We start from the raw sequence: 15,224 nt of genomic DNA on the forward strand, positions 1-15,224 counted from the left end.
CAGCCACCCAGTGTGACAGGCCCCAAGCCTTAGACGCAGAACCAGCGCACTTTGTGACAGGGTGCCGGCTTAAAACCGGCGCGCCCTGAGCCAGAGACACCGAGGGAGGGCCGCCCCGCACCGAAGGTGTCGTCCCCTTGGGGGGAAGCGGCGCAGCCGCTCAGGGGGGGGACCTCAATACCCCACCGCGCACCCGTCCTTGCGCGGATCGGAGCCCGCGATGTAGTGCTCGCCCTCGCGCAGCACCAGCTGGGCGCCGCCAAAGGCGAACACGCCATGGCCGGCCTCGACGCTGACCTCATGGCCGCGTGCGCGCAGCTGCTCGACGACGGCGGCATCGAAGGACGGCTCCACGGCCACGCCCTTGCCGCCGGTCACGCGCCAGCGCGGTGCATCGGCCGCAGCCTGCGGGTTCTGGCCGTAGCGCAGCACGCGCAGCGCCATCTGCAGATGGCCCTGGCTCTGCATCGGGCCGCCCATGACGCCGAACGCCATTTGCGGCCTGCCGTCGGCATGCATGGCAAAGGCCGGAATGATGGTGTGCGAGGGGCGCTTGCGCGGGCCGACCTGGTTGGCATGGCCAGCCTCGGTGCTAAAGCCGTGGCCTCGGTTCTGCAGGCTGATGCCCGTGCCCGGCACGACCACGCCCGAGCCGAAGCCCATGTAGTTGGACTGGATGAAGGAAACCATCATGCCGCTGGCATCGGCCGCCGCCAGGTAGACCGTGCCGCCGGGACGCGGTGCGCCATAGCTGGGCAAGCTGGCCTTGTCACGGTCAATGAGCTGGGCGCGTTCGCGCAGGTAGTCGCGGTCCAGCAGTTGCGCAGGAGTGACGCGCATATGCTCCAGGTCGGCGTTGTACTGGTGCAGGTCGGCAAAAGCCAGCTTCATGGCCTCGATCTGCAGGTGCACGCTGTCCACGCCGTCCAGCGGCTGCGATCCGATCGGATCGCCACCCGCACCCAGCTCGTCCAGCATGCCCAGCGCCATCAGCGCCGCAATGCCCTGGCCGTTGGGCGGAATCTCGTGGATCACCGAGTCGCCGAACTTCTGCGACACCGTTCCCACCCAGTCGGCCTGGTGCGCGGCCAGGTCTTGCTCACTCATCACGCCACCGCAGGCCCGCGAATGCTCGACCATCTTCCTGGCCAGCGCCCCGCGGTAGAAGGACTCGCCCATGGTGGCGGCAATCTCCTCCAGCGTGCGCGCATGGGCTTCACTCCTGAATACCTCACCGGCCCGGGGCGCGCGGCCGCCTGGCAGAAAGCACTCGGCAAAGCCGGGCTGGTCGCCCAGTTTCTTGCCGCCCAGCTCCCAGAGCGTGGCAATCGTGGGCGAGACCGCGAAACCGTTGCGTGCATAGGCTATGGCGGGCTGGGCCACCTGCGCGAAGGGCAGCTTGCCGAAGCGCTTGGACAGCGCCACCCAGGCCGACACGGCACCCGGCACGGTCACGGCGTTCCAGCCCTTCTCCGGTATGCCGCCCAGCTGGGCAAAGTAGTCGGGCGTCCAGCCCGCAGGCGAGCGGCCCGAGGCGTTGAGGCCGTGCAGCTCCTTGCCGTCCCAAACGATGGCAAAGCCGTCGCTGCCGATGCCGCAGCCCGTGGGCTCGACCACGGTGAGCGTCATCGCCGCGGCCAGCGCCGCATCCACGGCATTGCCGCCTGCCTGCAGCATGGATAGGCCGGCCTGCGCGGCCAGCGGCTGCGAGGTACTGACCACGTTGCGCCCCAGCACCGGCGAGCGGTGCGAGGCATAGGGAAGCGTCCAGTCCTTGACGAGGTCGGTCATATCTAAGTCCGATCAGTGATTCATGGGCGTGGCGTCTAAAGCTGACACGCTCCAGGCCAGAGGCATCGAGCAAGAGCCGCCTCGCGGCGAGGATGCCGTCCCCCTCCCAGGGGGAAGCGGCGCAGCCGCACAGGGGGTTTCATACGTCATTCCAAAGTAATGTGGTTGTCCCTGATGACCTTGGCCCAGCGCGCGCTGTCGGCCTGCACCATGGCCGCGAACTGCGCGGGCGTCTGCGGCTTGGCGGGCTCCACGCCCTGCTTGGCCAGGCTGGCGATCACCTCGGGATTCTGGATGGCGCGGTTGAAGGCCTGGTTGATCCGGCCGACCAGCTCGGGCTTCATGCCGGCCGGGCCGTAGACACCGAACCAGGTGACCGAGGAATAGCCTGGCAGGCCCGATTCGGCCACCGTGGGCAGATTCGGAGCCAGCGTGCTGCGCCTGTCGCCGGTCACGGCCAGGGCACGCAGGCGGCCGCTGGCCACATGGGGCATGCCCGTGGGAATGGAGTCGAACAGCAGATGCACCTGGCCTGCCGCCAGATCGGTGATCGATTGCGCGGTGCCCTTGTAGGGCACATGGGCGAGCTGTATGCCGGCCTGCGCAGCGAAGGCGGCGGTGTTCAGGTGCACGATGGTGCCGTTGCCGCTGCTGGCGTAGTTGAGCTTGCCGGGATTGGCCCTGGCGTAGGCCATCAGCTCCTGCACGCTCTTGACCGGCAGCGAGGGCGTGACCAGCAGCACGCTGGCCGCGTCCGCCGTATGCGCGATGGGACTGAAGTCCTTGTCCGCCTTGTAGGCCAGCCTGGGCATCAGATGCGGCGAGATGGCATGCGTGCTGCTGGTGGTGAACAGCAGCGTATAGCCGTCGGCCGCCGCCTTGGCGGCCTCGGCCGTGCCTATGGTTCCGCCGGCGCCGGGCCGGTTGTCGATGACCAGTTGCTGGCCCAGCTCCTGCGATACGCGCTGCGCGATCACGCGTGCCACCAGATCGGTGGCGCCGCTGGCCGGAAACGGCACGATCACGCGCACCGGTCGGCCGGGCCAGGCGGCCTCGCCCTGGGCCAGGGCCGGCAAGGCCAGCAAACCACCTGCCACGGCCGCAGCGGCCTGAAGCCACTGTCGGCGCGTCGTTGAAACAGTAAACCGTGCCTGCATGGCAACTCCCGCAGAAATGGAGGGCTGGCCGCTGCCTGGCGACCATCGAACGGGAGATCTTAGAAAACCGGGGCATTTGCCGCTATCTGCAAATTTGCAAGCCATCGTTGCCGAAAAAGCAAACCGGGCACAATGGCGATTTGCTTTCACCGACTGCCATGCCCGAGTCCCGCCATTTGCTGCTGCAAGACACCGCGCTGCGCTACTTCCACGAAGTCGCACAATGCGGCTCGCTGAGCGAGGCTTCGGCAAGACTGCATGTGGCGGCCTCGGCCATCAGCCGCCAGATCGCGGCGCTGGAGGCGCGGCTGGGTACGCCGCTGTTCGAGCGCCACCCGCGCGGCATGGTGCTCAACGCCGCCGGCGAGATCCTGGCCGATCATGCGCGCCGCGCGGGGCTGGACGCCGAGCGCGCGCTGGACGAGATCAAGGCCTTGCAGGGCCTGCGCAGCGGCAAGGTGCGCATCGCCAGCTCCGATGCCTTCGCCAGCGAATTCCTGCCGCGCCTGTGCGCTGCCTTCCAGCGCGAGCACAGCGGCATCGTCTTCGAGGTGACGGTGCTGCCCACGCACGAGGTTTCCGGTGCCGTGCGCACCGGCATGGCCGACATAGGCCTGTGCTTCAGCCGGGCCCCCGAGCCCGGCATCACCGTCGCCTGCCGCGTGGCCGCGCCCGTGCTGGCTCTGGTGGCATCCGGCCATGAGCTGGCGCAGGAGCGCAGCGTGGCACTGGCCAGGCTGGTGCGCTATCCGCTGGCACTGACACCGCCCAGCACGGCCGTGCGCCAGCTGCTGGACGCCGCCTGCAGCCGCCAGGGACTGATGCTGGTGCCGGCCCTGGAGAGCAATCACGGCAAGACGCTGCTGAACTTTGCGGCCCAGGGCACGGCGGTTGCCGTGGCCAGCGAAATCGCCGCCCGCGACATGGTGGCCACAGGCGCGCTTGTGGCCGTGGCGCTCAGCGACCGTGGCATGGATCTGCGCGATATCGAGGTGCAGACCCTGGCCGGCCGCACGCTGCCGCATGCGGCGCAGTCCTTTCTGGAGCTTTTGCAGCTGCGCCTGCCTGCCGCCTGGTAATACGGCAGCCGCTCGCGCCGACTCAATCCGGCTTGGGGCGCAGTACCAGCCATAGTGACAGCGCAATCAGCCCGCCCCCCGTGGCATGAGCGACGGTCAAGGACTCATCGAGCAGGGCCCAACCCCAGAGCACTGCAAACACGGGCACGATAAAGGTCACGGTCAGCGCCTTTTGCGGGCCTTCATCGGCAATCAGCCGGAAATACAGCACATAGGCCAGAGCCGTGCTCAGCAAGCCCAGCAGCGCCACATTGCCCCATGCCAGCAGAGGAGCGGCCTGGAGCCTGGCCAGCATGCCGGGCTCCAGTGCCATGTCGATGAGCAGCGCCGGCGTCAGCACCACCAGCGCACCGAGCTGGCTGATGAAAACGGCGGCGCGCGTGTCCACGGTCGCATTGGCACCGGCCAGCCTGAGCGTCAGATAGCTGGAAAACGCATAGCAGACCGTGGCCACAAAACAGGCCGCCATACCACCCAGCACGGCACTGCTGAGATCCAGCGGCCCGGCCTGGGCCAGCACCGCCACGCCGCCAATCCCGAGCAGCACGGCAGCCACACGCGCGGGCGTAATCGCCTCGGCAAACACCAGCGCCCCCACCACGGTAGCAACTAGTGGCGTGGTGGCATTGAAGATGGCGCTATAGCCCGATGGCAGCACCTGGGCCGCCAGCGCGTACATGAGAAAGGGGATGCCGGAATTGATGACGCCCAGCCCCAGCAAGGGCCAAAGATAGCGTCCCGGCCTGGGCCGGTAGCCCATGGCAAACAACGCTGCGCCAAGGCCCAGCGCTGAAAACAGGCCGCGTCCCACGGCCGTGGGCACGGCCCCCAGATGGGGTACGGCCACGCGCATGAATAAAAAACTGCCGCCCCAGAGGGCGGCCAGTGTCATGAGTCGGATCAGGCTGGCAACAGACATACAGGGCATTGTGCACAGCCCCGGCCTGCACGCCTGTGACAACTGCCGAAGGCCAATATCAGTGAATCTGCACCAGCACATCGTCCAGCGTGGCACCGGCCTCTTCGGGCACCGGGCGCGTCAGCTGCGGCACCTTGTAGATGCTGGCATCGGCATGAATGAGGCCTATGTCATAGCGCTGGCCGGCCAGATAATCACCCACCGACTCCAGCACGATGGGGCTGCGATGCAGATGCTCGGTGGCCTTGAGCTCATCGAGCGAGAGCCAGACGCTGCGCACGATGCCGTCGTCCAGACGGCGCTGGGCATGGTGCATGCCCAGATCGCCCGTGAAGGCAAAGCGCAGATAGGTGATGTCCGAGCCCGTGCGCGTGCGCACAAAACGGTTCATGTAGATGCCGACCAGGGCCGTGGGCGTGAAACTGTAGGCTGTCTCCTCCATGACTTCGCGCACACAGGCATCGACAGGGCTTTCGGAAGGGTCGAGATGACCGGCCGGCGTGTTCAGACGCAGTCCATCCGCCGTTTGTTCTTCCACCAGCAAAAAACGGCCATCGCGTTCGATGATGGCCGAGACAGTCACATTGGGTTTCCAGCGATTGGGCATGGCCGGCATTATCCTTGTCCCGAACCGACGATGTGTCAGATAAATCCCACCATATAGAGCGCTCCTTCGCCGTAACTGGCCAAATGTTGCTGCTGCGCAGCATTTGTCACGGATTCGACCACATAGCCTTGACGCTCCCAGTAAAGCCGTGATCCCTGCACCGAAACCAGTGCCGTGCGCTGCACGCCGCGCGCTCTGGCCTGCGCCTTCAGGGCCTGCACCATGCGCCGCGCCAGGCCCTGACCGGCCGCAGCCTCGGACACGGCCATATCGTGCAGATAGAGCACGCTGGCGTCGTCATATTCGGCAAAGTCGCCATTGAGCGGCGTGATGGCTCCGGGGCGCGACCAGTAGGCCGCCAGATAGGCCACCAGCTCGCCCCCCTGCTCGGCCGCCCAGGAACAATGCCCGGCGGTGCGCAAACGGCGCACAAACACCTCGCGCGGCTCGGCAAAGTCCGCGCCATAGCAATGCTGCTGTATGTGCATCACGGCATCCACATCGTCCGCGCCCAGCGCGCGCAGCAGGATTGGCATCGATCCGGACATCAAATACTCTCAAATCAATAGCTGTCAACGATTACCAGTCAATGGCTGGCTACCAGTTTCAATCAAACTCAGGCACATAGCTTAGCAAGCCGTTCATCTCGCAGCAGTGTGTAGGCGCTATCGCAATAGTAATGATTCTCAATTTGAAATTCGTATCGACCCTCCCTACCATTCATACATCGCTCAGGGAGAAACAGATGACACGCTTGATCAAGACATTGCGCCAGAACCAGCTCACGCTGACCAAGACCGCCAGCTACTACGTGATCCACATCACCGTGGCCGCCTGTGTCGCCTATGCCGTGACCGGCAATCTGATTGCCTCGCTGACGCTGAGCCTGCTGGAGCCCACAGTCCAGGCCTTTGCCTTCTTCTTCCATGAAAAAGTCTGGGAGCGCCGCCTGAAGAAACGCGAGCAGCAAGGGCTTGCCGGACAAGCGCTGAGCGCCTGAGAGCCGCCTATGAACACCGACCACCCCGCCACTTTTGCGCAATGGCTGCTGCGCTCCCTGGCCACGCTGGGTGACTGCAACGGCAACCTCAATGACTTGTAGAAATCATGTGTACAAGCCTTGGCATAAGCCATGGATAAATCCTGAATATCCCAGCGCCATTCTGCTTTTTTGATATTCGATGTACAGAAGCCCACGAGACCGGCTCTCCGGCGCCATTGCCACCTGTGGATAAATCCTGCAGCACACGCCCATGGGTTTGCGGCTATTTGCCAAACCGGGCCCAAGGCCAACAATGGCCGGGAATCCAAGGAGTTCCCATGCAGCTTGCAGACCGCCAGACATCCGCAGACCTCGCGCGCCACGACGAACAATGGCTGAGCGCCCACTGGATGCCGTTCACCGGCAACCGCAACTTCAAGGCCAGGCCCCGCATCATCACGGGCGCCCAAGGCGCCTACTACAGCGATGCCGATGGCCGGCGCATTTTCGATGGCCTCTCGGGCCTGTGGTGCTCGGGGCTGGGCCATGGGCGCCGCGAGATCGCCGAGGCCATTGGACAGGCTGCGCTGCAGCTCGATTACGCTCCCGCCTTCCAGTTCGGCCACCCGGCCTCGTTCGCGCTGGCCAACCGCATCGTGGCACTGATGCCCCAGGGGCTTGAGCATGTGTTCTTCACCGGCTCGGGCTCGGAAGCCGCCGACACCTCGCTGAAGATGGCGCGCGCCTACTGGCGCGCCAGGGGCCAGGGCACAAAAACCCGGCTGATCGGCCGTGAAAAGGGCTACCACGGCGTGAACTTTGGCGGCATCTCGGTAGGCGGCATGGGGGGCAACCGCAAGATGTTCGGCCAAGGGATCGAAGCCGACCATCTGCCGCACACCCAGCCGCCACCGGGTTCGTTCTTCAAGGGCCAGCCCCAGGCCGATGGACGTGCCCTGGCAGACCGGCTGCTCGATCTGATCGCCCTGCATGACGCCAGCAATATCGCCGCCGTGATCGTGGAGCCCATGTCGGGCTCGGGCGGGGTGGTGATTCCGCCCGCCGGCTATCTCCAGCGCTTGCGCGAAATCTGCACCCAGCACGACATCCTGCTGATCTTCGACGAGGTCATCACGGGCTTTGGCCGCCTCGGAGCGATGACGGCGGCCGAGGCCTTTGGCGTGACGCCGGACATCATGAATATCGCCAAGCAGGTCAGCAATGGTGCCCAGCCGCTGGGAGCCTGCGTGGTCTCGCCCGCCATCTATGACCAGTTCATGGCAGCCGGAGGGCCTCAGTACATGCTGGAGTTTGCCCACGGCTATACCTATTCGGCCCATCCCGTGGCCTGCGCGGCAGGCATTGCCGCACTGGATCTGCTGGAGCGCGAAGACGGCCCGGGCCGCGTGCGCGCGCTGGCCCCCTTCTTCGAGCAGGCCGTGCACAGCCTCAAGGGCGCCAGGCATGTGCTGGACATCCGCAATATCGGCCTGGCGGCAGGTCTCACGATCGCCCCGCTGCCCGGCGAACCCGCCAGACGCCCTTACGAGATCGCCATGAAATGCTGGGAAGCCGGCTTCTATGTGCGCTACGGCGGCGACACGATTCAGCTGGCGCCGCCCTTCATCAGCGAGCAGGCCGAGATCGAGCGGCTCATCAACGCACTGGGCGATGCGCTGCAGGCCACCGACTGAATTATCAAATCAATAGCTTCAATCGCTTACCACGCAAGCGATTGAAGCTATTTTATCCAATTTCAGGAAAGCCGTGCCGCCAGGGCTTCGAATTCGGCGACAGGCACTTCTTCCGCGCGGCGCTGCAGGTCGAACTCGCCGGCAAAGCCCTTGGTTTCCAGCCACTTGCCCAGGGTGTTGCGCAGGATCTTGCGGCGCTGGCTGAACGCCACCTGCACCAGCTCTTCCAGCAGCTTGGGATCGAGATCCGCAGGCTGCTCGCGCGGAATCATGCGCACCACGGCACTGTCCACCTTGGGAGGCGGATTGAAGCTGCCCGGCGGCACGAACAGCACATCTTCCATGGCGTAGCGCCACTGCAGCATCACCGACAGACGGCCATAGGCCGAGGTGCCGGCGTCGGCCACCATGCGGTCTATGACCTCTTTTTGCAGCATGAAATGCTGATCCTGCACCACATCCACCTGCTCCAGCAGATGGAAAAGAATGGGGCTGGAGATGTTGTAGGGCAGATTGCCGACCACGCGCAACTTGGCCACGCCCAGACGCGCAGCCAGCGCACGGAAGTCCACCTTGAGCACATCGGACTCGACCACATCGAGATCGTCGCGCAGACGCAGACGGGCCGCCAAGTCGCGGTCCAGCTCGATCACGGTGAGCTTGCCCAGGCGCTCGACCAGGGGCTGGGACAGCGCCATCAGGCCGGGGCCGATCTCGACCATGGGTTCGCCCGCCTTGGGGTCGATGGCCTGGACGATGTTGTCGATGATGGCGCCGTCGGTCAGGAAATTCTGGCCGAAGCGCTTGCGGGGAATATGTTTCATGAATGCGAAAGCGGTGCCTGGGCACCGCTTGGAATGGGGAGGAGCTCCGATGCCCGGTGCACAATCATGACACTACCGGGCACTCAAGCGGATTGAATGGACTTATTGGGGTGGCTCGCGGTATTCCACAAAGGCCTTGCCGCGCAGCTCCTTGAGCCAGGTTTCGTAGTCCTGTTCGGCCTTGCGATCGCGCACCACGTTACGCACCATTTCGCGCTGTTCGCGTTCGGTGAGCTTTTCCTGGCGACGTTCGATCAGCTGAATCAGGTGCACGCCGAAACGCGACACCACGGGGTTGCTGATCTGGCCGGGCTGGAGGCTGTCGAGCACTCGCTCGAACTCGGGCACGAACTGGCCTGGCGAGGACCAGCCCAGATCACCGCCATTGCGGGCGCTGCCGTCCTTGGAGAACTCCTGCGCCAGTTGCTGGAAGGTGGCCTGACCAGCTTCCACACGGCGCTTGTAGTCCTCCAGGCGCTTGGCCGCCTGCGCTTCGGTCATGCCCTCACCCACGGTCAGCAGGATATGGCGGCTGTGGTTCTGCGTGATGTACACGGGCGCACCGGACTGGGACTTCTCCAGCACCTTGAGCACGTGGAAACCGGCACCCGAACGGAACGGGCCGACGATGGCGCCGACCGCCGCATTGCCCACTTGCTGAGAAAACAGCTCGGGGTAATCGCTCATGAGGCGCATGCCCATGGCGCCGCCACCCTGGCCATTGGGCACATCCGAGAACTCACGCACGGCAGCGATGAAATCGGGATTCTTGCGCGCCGCTTCTGCCGCCTGCTTGGCCTTGGCTTCGCGCTCCGCCACCACGGCAGGGCTGGCGTTTTCCGGCACGGTGATCAGGATATGACCCAGATTGGCTGCCGCACCAGCCGCCGCATCGCCGGGGCGCCTTTGCTCCTTGAGATAGCGATCGATGTCGGCTTCCGTGACCTTGACGCGGCCATCCACATCACGCTCGCGCACACGCTGCATCAGCATCTGGTTGCGGATCTCCGAACGGAACTGCGCTTCGGAAATCCCTTCGGCCTTCAGGCGCGACAGCAGGCCGGCCTTGTCGGTACTGTTCTGGCGCGCCACATTGGCCACGGCCTGATCGACCGTCATGTTGTCAATGTTGATGCCCGTGTCCTTGGCTTCCTGCAACTGCACGCGTTCGACAATCAGGCGCTCCAGCACCTGGCGGGCCAGCTCGCTCTGGGACGGAAGCTGGCCGCCCTGCTCGGTCACGTTCTGCGCCACGCGCGCCATGCGCGCACGCACTTCGTTATTGGTGATGGGCTCGGAATTGACCACGGCCACGATGTAATCGGCCGAGCGAACACCCTGTGCGGCTGCCGGAGCCTGACGCCCCGAGGGCTGGGCCGTAGCCTCCAATGCGCGCGAGATGGAGGAGTCCTTGCCAGCCTTGGCCTTGCTGCCGGGACTCTTCAGGCCCTGGGCCTGTACACCGGCAGCCATTACAGCCAGTGCCACGGCAACAGCACATGCATTGGATGTCTTGGAGAAAAAACGCATGAAAAAAGCCTTGATTAATCGTAATTGGTAAAGCGGCTGGGCGGAGTCACCGCCTCACGCAAATATTGATAGCGCGGCACATTCTGCTTGAGGCTGGAGGTGGGATCGGCACCAAAGCTCAGGCGCGAGAAGCCCACGAACTCCATCTGGAACAGCAGACGCAGATTGGACTGGATGAACGAGCTTTGCAGACGCTCCAGCACCACACGGCCAATCCAGCAGCAACCGTCGTATTCCAGGCCGACCACGGTATCCACCAGCTTGTTGTCCTTGATGGAGTAGTTGAGGCGGCCCACGGCATACCAGCGGCCACCGCCCTGGCCGCGACCGGCGCCCAGTTCCTTGCCCTTGTCACCCCAGAGGTCGTTGATGGGCCATTGCCAGCCCACGTCCACCAGCTCGCTGGAGGGCTTCTTGGTGACCGTATCCAGCTGCGTGCGGTAGCCAATGTTGAAGGTGCGATAGTTGCCCGGACTGTAACGCACCGTAGCCGTGGTACGCACCGTGCGATTCAAGTCCTTGTTGTACTGGGTCGTGCCTTCCAGCGACCACTTGTCGGTCCAGTTGAAGGCCGCGCCCAGCAGGATATCGGACAGCTTGCTGGTGGCAGCCACCTCACCGGGCAGCAGCACGCGCTGATCGGACAGGCGAACGCGCTGGGCCACGGCGAACTTGAGCTTTTCTGCGCCGCTTTCGGGGTCGATGAAGCGCGAGGTCGCGCCCAGCGTCATCAGGTGGTTATCGGCAATGCGGTCCTGACCGACATAGTCGTTCTCGGAAAAAATACTCGCGAAGTTGAAATCGCTGCGGCCCGTATCGTAGAGCGGCAGCATGCTCTGGTCGCGATAGGGCGTATAGGTGTAGAAGGCCCGGGGCTCGAAGGTCTGCAGCAGATTCTTGCCGAACCAGGAGGTGTCGCGCTCGAAGATCAGGCCGCTGTCCAGGCTGAAGGTGGGCAAGGTCCGGTTGGCGCTCTTGCTGCCATTGCTCATCAGCTGATCGGTCTGATACATGGAGGTATGCAGCATCAGCTTGGGCGTGATGAAGGCGCCGGGAGACAGGAATGGCCGGCTCAGCTGTGCCTGCACATAGCTGCGCTGGCCGTTGTTGCCGACCTGGCCCGTGATGGGGCGAATCAGCTCGAAGCGTGTGGTGTCGGCCACCACGGAGAAATCCAGTCCATGCGGCAGGTCCAGCGGCGTGTAGCGGTACTGCAGCTGCGGCACCATGCTGTAGGGCGGCGCAATCGGCGAAGTCACATCCTGCTGCACCTGGTAGCGCAGCACATTGAGGCTCAGCACCCCATCGCCCTTGGCCCAGCTCAGATTGGCCGTGCTGGGCAGCAGGCGCTGGCGCAGCGCCACGGGAGCCAGGCGGAAGTCGCGCCAGTAATCACCGTCGCTGACGCGGTTCAGATTGAGGTTCAGCCCCAGACCGCCGACCGGCGTATCGAAGCTCGCACGATGCTGCCAGGAATAACCCCAGCGATCGCGGTTGCGCAGATTGTCGCCCGGCATGTAGCTGGCATAGGTCTCGCCCGAGTAGCTGGGCTCCAGATAGCGGAACTGTCCCGTCAGGTTCACGCCGCGCTTGGTCATCAGCGTGGGCGTGATGGTCATATCGCGATTGGGGGCGATATTCCAGTAATAGGGCTGTGAATACTCGATGCCGCCGAGCTTGTCCATGCCTATCATGGGCGGCAGCAGGCCCGATTTGCGCTTGTCCGAGAGCGGAAAGCTCATGCGCGGCACGGGCAGGACGGTCACGCCCTTGAACTTCAGGGACGCACCCTCGGCCACCCCCACCTCTTCGGCCATGTCCAGATGAATGGTCTTGGCCTCGAGCACCCAGCTCGGCTCCCAGCTGGCCTCGTCATCGCGCTGGCAGGTGGTGTAGGTGGCGTCATGGACGACCGAACGATCCTTGTCGATGAAATCCACTCGCGAGGATTCGCCATGGCCGCCCGTGGCCAGAAAGCGATAGTTGGCATTGTCGAACTGGCCCTTGAAGGCATCCATCTGCAGATCCAGCACCGTCCCCTCGTAGACATTGCCGGCCTGGTTGATGTGGACCGAGCCCACGGCGTTGATCCTGTCGTCCGGAACCGCATAGTCGAGCTTGTCCGCGCGGATCATGGTGTCGCCGCGGCGCAACTCTGCCTCGCCATGAACCGAGGCCTTGATATCGGGCTGACCGGACAGGCTGTCACCTTTGATATAGATGGGCTGCTGGTCGCGCACTTCCTGAGGATAGCTCTCCTGCAACAGACTGCTGGACTTGAGTTCCAAGGCTGGCAGCTCGCCCGCGACGCTGGAGGAGGACAATCCGCTCGCAGTGTCGGCGGACTGGGCATGGACTTGCATGCCAGCACCCGCCCATGCCAGTGCCACAGCCCATGCCAGAGGACGAATCACCGGCCGAGCAGCTCCCGCACGCGTCGAACGGGCAGGGCAGGCAGGTAGGAAATCTCGCGGATGGGATGGGGATTGCACGATGATCTTGAACGTCAAAAGCGCGCGTGCCCTGGCACACGTCAACAGAAAACCGAGAGCCTAGCACCACTGTCCACAGATGCGGCGGCATCGGTTTGTAAAATCCGATTATCCATGACCGCTCCTATCACCCCCACAGTTGGCGTTGCCTGGGCAGATTCTGCCCGCCACGCCGCATTCGACGCCTGGCTGGCACCGCTGGCTCAAAAGCACCAGCTGCTTCCCGCAACCCTGCGCCCCGCTTCGGCCGATGCGAGCTTTCGCCGCTATCTGCGCCTGGATCGCAGCGATGGCAGCAGCCTGATCGTCATGGACGCGCCACCAGACAAGGAAGATTGCGCGCCTTTTGCCAAGGTTCAGGGCCTGATGAACCAGGCCGGCCTGTGCGTGCCGCAGATCCTGGACTGGGACGCCGGTCACGGCTTCATGCTGCTCAGCGACCTGGGCGGCCAGACCGTCATCGAGGCTCTGAACCCCGAAAAACCCCAGGATGCCGAAGCCTGGTACCGCTCGGCCATCGAGGTGCTGCTGGACTGGCAACTGGCCTCCAAGGCCGGCAATACCGGCAGCTTGCCTCTCTATGACGAGGCCCTGCTGCGCCGCGAGCTACAGCTGTTTCCCGACTGGTACATCGCCAAGCACCGCCAGTTCACGCTGGACGACAAGCAGCAGGCCCTGCTCGGCAAGACCTTCGATCAGATCGTCGCCCATAATCTGCAGGCTCCCTGCGTCTATGTGCACCGCGACTTCATGATGCGCAACCTGATGCAACCTGTGTCCAGCGGTGCGCCGCTTGGCGTGCTGGATTTTCAGGATGCCGTCTACGGCCCCATCACCTATGACATCGCCAGCCTGCTGCGCGATGCCTTCATCAGCTGGGAAGAGGACTTCATCATCGACATCACCATCCGTTACTGGGAAAAGGCCCGCAAGGCCGGCCTGGTGGGCGCCAACAGCGCCAGCGGCTGGGGTGATGACTTCGGGGAGTTCTACCGTGGGGTTGAATGGATGGGCCTGCAGCGCCACCTCAAGGTTGCGGGTATCTTTGCGCGCCTGACGCTGCGCGACGGCAAGCCCAGGTATCTGGCCGATGCGCCTCGTTTCATCCACTACATCCGCTCCACCTGCAACCGCTATCGCGCGCTGGGCCCGTTCCTCAAATTGATCGACGAGATCGAAGGCATCCAGACGCAGGTGGGTTACGCCTACGGGCGGATGTGAACACACCCCCTGAGCCGCTTTGCGGCTTCCCCCTCTCTCGCCTTGCTTCGCAATGCGGGAGGGGGACGACGCCCTGAGCGTAAGGGGCGGCCCTTGCTTGGCGTCCCTGAGGTGATTCAGCGCCAGTTTTGCGAGCCACGGACTCTGCGTGGCACCATGAATCACGAACCCCGAATTTTTCCCTATGCCGCGCTATCACTGCCCTATTCCACTGCACATCGGCAACGAGCTGGACCTGCCTGCAGGTGCCGCCCGCCATGTGCAGGTGCTGCGCCACCAGCCCGGCGATGTCATCACCCTGTTTGAGGGCCAGACCGGCAACGGTTTTACCGGCGGCGAGTTCCAGGCGACCATCACCCACATGGGCCGCAGCGATGTGAGCGTGCGCGTGGACAACCACAGCCCCGTCGAGCGCGAAGCCGCACGTGCCGTGCACCTGGTCGTCGGCATGCCCGCCAACGAGCGCATGGACTGGCTGGTGGAAAAAGCCACCGAGCTGGGCGTTGCCAGCATCCAGCCCGTGATGGCGGCGCGCAGCGTGCTCAAGCTCAAGGGCGACCGTGCCGACAAGAAGATCGAGCGCTGGCAGTCGATTGCCGTCTCGGCCTGCGAGCAATGCGGCCGCAACCAGGTGCCCGTGATTCACGCGCCCCAATCGCTGGCCGACTGGCTGCGCAGCCAGCAAGCCGCAGCGGCCGATGCGACGCGTCTGGTGCTGTCGCTGCGCGAAGGCAACCAGCCGCTGCGTACCGCCGCCGGCGATGCTCAGGCAGTCTGGGTGCTGCATGGCCCCGAAGGGGGCCTGACCGCCCAGGAAGAAGACTGGGCACTGGAGCAGGGCTGGAAGCCTGCCAGTCTCGGCTCCCGCGTGCTGCGCGCTGAAACGGCATCGGTTGCCGCCCTGTCCCTGCTGGCCCTGGAGTAAATC

Annotated in this window: 13 protein-coding genes; 5 read left to right on the forward strand and 8 right to left on the reverse strand. The window is 64.4% G+C overall.

What is annotated here, in order from left to right:
- Positions 1-174: 174 nt before the first annotated feature.
- Both NOX35_RS26090 and NOX35_RS26095 read right to left on the reverse strand, forming a co-directional pair.
- On the reverse strand, positions 175-1,791 hold the full coding sequence (locus tag NOX35_RS26090; protein WP_256495243.1) for a gamma-glutamyltransferase family protein: 1,617 nt from the start codon (positions 1,789-1,791) through the stop codon (positions 175-177).
- A gap of 146 nt (positions 1,792-1,937) precedes the next feature.
- Positions 1,938-2,948 carry a tripartite tricarboxylate transporter substrate binding protein gene (locus NOX35_RS26095; RefSeq protein ID WP_256495244.1) on the reverse strand — a complete coding sequence of 337 codons (1,011 nt, stop codon included), beginning with the start codon at positions 2,946-2,948 and terminating at the stop codon, positions 1,938-1,940.
- 158 nt (positions 2,949-3,106) lie between these two features.
- Here NOX35_RS26095 and NOX35_RS26100 point away from each other — a divergent pair, with 158 nt between their 5' ends.
- Positions 3,107-4,027, forward strand: a complete 921-nt coding sequence (locus tag NOX35_RS26100) for a LysR family transcriptional regulator (RefSeq protein WP_182285049.1) — start codon at positions 3,107-3,109, stop codon at positions 4,025-4,027.
- A gap of 22 nt (positions 4,028-4,049) precedes the next feature.
- On the opposite strand, the gene NOX35_RS26105 is transcribed toward NOX35_RS26100, so the two are convergent.
- From NOX35_RS26105 to NOX35_RS26115, 3 genes are read right to left on the reverse strand one after another with little or no spacing between them, the layout of a single operon-like run.
- On the reverse strand, positions 4,050-4,946 hold the full coding sequence (locus tag NOX35_RS26105; protein ID WP_256495245.1) for a DMT family transporter: 897 nt from the start codon (positions 4,944-4,946) through the stop codon (positions 4,050-4,052).
- Between the two features lie 58 nt (positions 4,947-5,004).
- Positions 5,005-5,562, reverse strand: coding sequence for an NUDIX hydrolase (locus NOX35_RS26110; protein ID WP_256495246.1), 558 nt, complete (start codon positions 5,560-5,562; stop codon positions 5,005-5,007).
- Between the two features lie 26 nt (positions 5,563-5,588).
- Positions 5,589-6,101 (reverse strand): GNAT family N-acetyltransferase, encoded by a 513-nt coding sequence (locus NOX35_RS26115; RefSeq protein ID WP_182285052.1) that lies wholly within the window; start codon positions 6,099-6,101, stop codon positions 5,589-5,591.
- 197 nt (positions 6,102-6,298) lie between these two features.
- On the opposite strand from NOX35_RS26115, the gene NOX35_RS26120 reads away from it, so the two are divergent.
- Together NOX35_RS26120 and NOX35_RS26125 are read left to right on the forward strand one after the other, a co-directional pair.
- The gene (locus tag NOX35_RS26120) at positions 6,299-6,553 is read left to right on the forward strand and encodes a DUF2061 domain-containing protein (RefSeq protein ID WP_182285053.1); all 255 of its coding nucleotides are present in this window, start codon (positions 6,299-6,301) and stop codon (positions 6,551-6,553) included.
- Positions 6,554-6,873: 320 nt separating this feature from the next.
- Entirely contained in the window at positions 6,874-8,229 is a 1,356-nt protein-coding gene (locus NOX35_RS26125; RefSeq protein ID WP_182285054.1) for an aspartate aminotransferase family protein, read from the forward strand.
- Positions 8,230-8,291: 62 nt separating this feature from the next.
- Here NOX35_RS26125 and rsmA read toward each other — a convergent pair whose 3' ends face one another.
- From rsmA to NOX35_RS26140, 3 genes are all read right to left on the reverse strand, one after another.
- On the reverse strand, positions 8,292-9,053 hold the full coding sequence (gene rsmA / locus NOX35_RS26130; RefSeq protein ID WP_182285055.1) for a 16S rRNA (adenine(1518)-N(6)/adenine(1519)-N(6))-dimethyltransferase RsmA: 762 nt from the start codon (positions 9,051-9,053) through the stop codon (positions 8,292-8,294).
- Between the two features lie 102 nt (positions 9,054-9,155).
- A complete protein-coding gene (locus tag NOX35_RS26135) occupies positions 9,156-10,583 on the reverse strand; it encodes a peptidylprolyl isomerase (protein WP_182285056.1) in 1,428 nt (475 codons plus the stop codon).
- A gap of 14 nt (positions 10,584-10,597) precedes the next feature.
- A complete protein-coding gene (locus NOX35_RS26140) occupies positions 10,598-12,946 on the reverse strand; it encodes an LPS-assembly protein LptD (protein WP_232538075.1) in 2,349 nt (782 codons plus the stop codon).
- A gap of 243 nt (positions 12,947-13,189) precedes the next feature.
- Between NOX35_RS26140 and NOX35_RS26145 the strand changes: the two genes are divergently transcribed.
- Together NOX35_RS26145 and NOX35_RS26150 are read left to right on the forward strand one after the other, a co-directional pair.
- Entirely contained in the window at positions 13,190-14,296 is a 1,107-nt protein-coding gene (locus NOX35_RS26145; protein WP_182285057.1) for an aminoglycoside phosphotransferase family protein, read from the forward strand.
- Between the two features lie 184 nt (positions 14,297-14,480).
- On the forward strand, positions 14,481-15,221 hold the full coding sequence (locus NOX35_RS26150) for a 16S rRNA (uracil(1498)-N(3))-methyltransferase (protein WP_256495247.1): 741 nt from the start codon (positions 14,481-14,483) through the stop codon (positions 15,219-15,221).
- The last annotated feature ends 3 nt before the right edge of the window (positions 15,222-15,224 follow it).

This window comes from Comamonas sp. C11 (assembly GCF_024496285.1).
GTDB classification, from domain to species: Bacteria; Pseudomonadota; Gammaproteobacteria; order Burkholderiales; family Burkholderiaceae_C; genus Comamonas; species Comamonas testosteroni_F.

Bases quoted from the DNA above. Each gene is read 5' to 3' on its own strand.
- NOX35_RS26145 (WP_182285057.1), top strand. From the start codon at position 13,190: ATGACCGCTCCTATCACCCCCACAGTTGGCGTTGCCTGGGCAGATTCT.
- rsmA (WP_182285055.1), bottom strand. From the start codon at position 9,053: ATGAAACATATTCCCCGCAAGCGCTTCGGCCAGAATTTCCTGACCGAC.
- NOX35_RS26100 (WP_182285049.1), top strand. From the start codon at position 3,107: ATGCCCGAGTCCCGCCATTTGCTGCTGCAAGACACCGCGCTGCGCTAC.
- NOX35_RS26150 (WP_256495247.1), top strand. From the start codon at position 14,481: ATGCCGCGCTATCACTGCCCTATTCCACTGCACATCGGCAACGAGCTG.
- NOX35_RS26105 (WP_256495245.1), bottom strand. From the start codon at position 4,946: ATGTCTGTTGCCAGCCTGATCCGACTCATGACACTGGCCGCCCTCTGG.
- NOX35_RS26095 (WP_256495244.1), bottom strand. From the start codon at position 2,948: ATGCAGGCACGGTTTACTGTTTCAACGACGCGCCGACAGTGGCTTCAG.
- NOX35_RS26140 (WP_232538075.1), bottom strand. From the start codon at position 12,946: ATGCAAGTCCATGCCCAGTCCGCCGACACTGCGAGCGGATTGTCCTCC.
- NOX35_RS26090 (WP_256495243.1), bottom strand. From the start codon at position 1,791: ATGACCGACCTCGTCAAGGACTGGACGCTTCCCTATGCCTCGCACCGC.
- NOX35_RS26110 (WP_256495246.1), bottom strand. From the start codon at position 5,562: ATGCCGGCCATGCCCAATCGCTGGAAACCCAATGTGACTGTCTCGGCC.
- NOX35_RS26135 (WP_182285056.1), bottom strand. From the start codon at position 10,583: ATGCGTTTTTTCTCCAAGACATCCAATGCATGTGCTGTTGCCGTGGCA.
- NOX35_RS26120 (WP_182285053.1), top strand. From the start codon at position 6,299: ATGACACGCTTGATCAAGACATTGCGCCAGAACCAGCTCACGCTGACC.
- NOX35_RS26115 (WP_182285052.1), bottom strand. From the start codon at position 6,101: ATGTCCGGATCGATGCCAATCCTGCTGCGCGCGCTGGGCGCGGACGAT.
- NOX35_RS26125 (WP_182285054.1), top strand. From the start codon at position 6,874: ATGCAGCTTGCAGACCGCCAGACATCCGCAGACCTCGCGCGCCACGAC.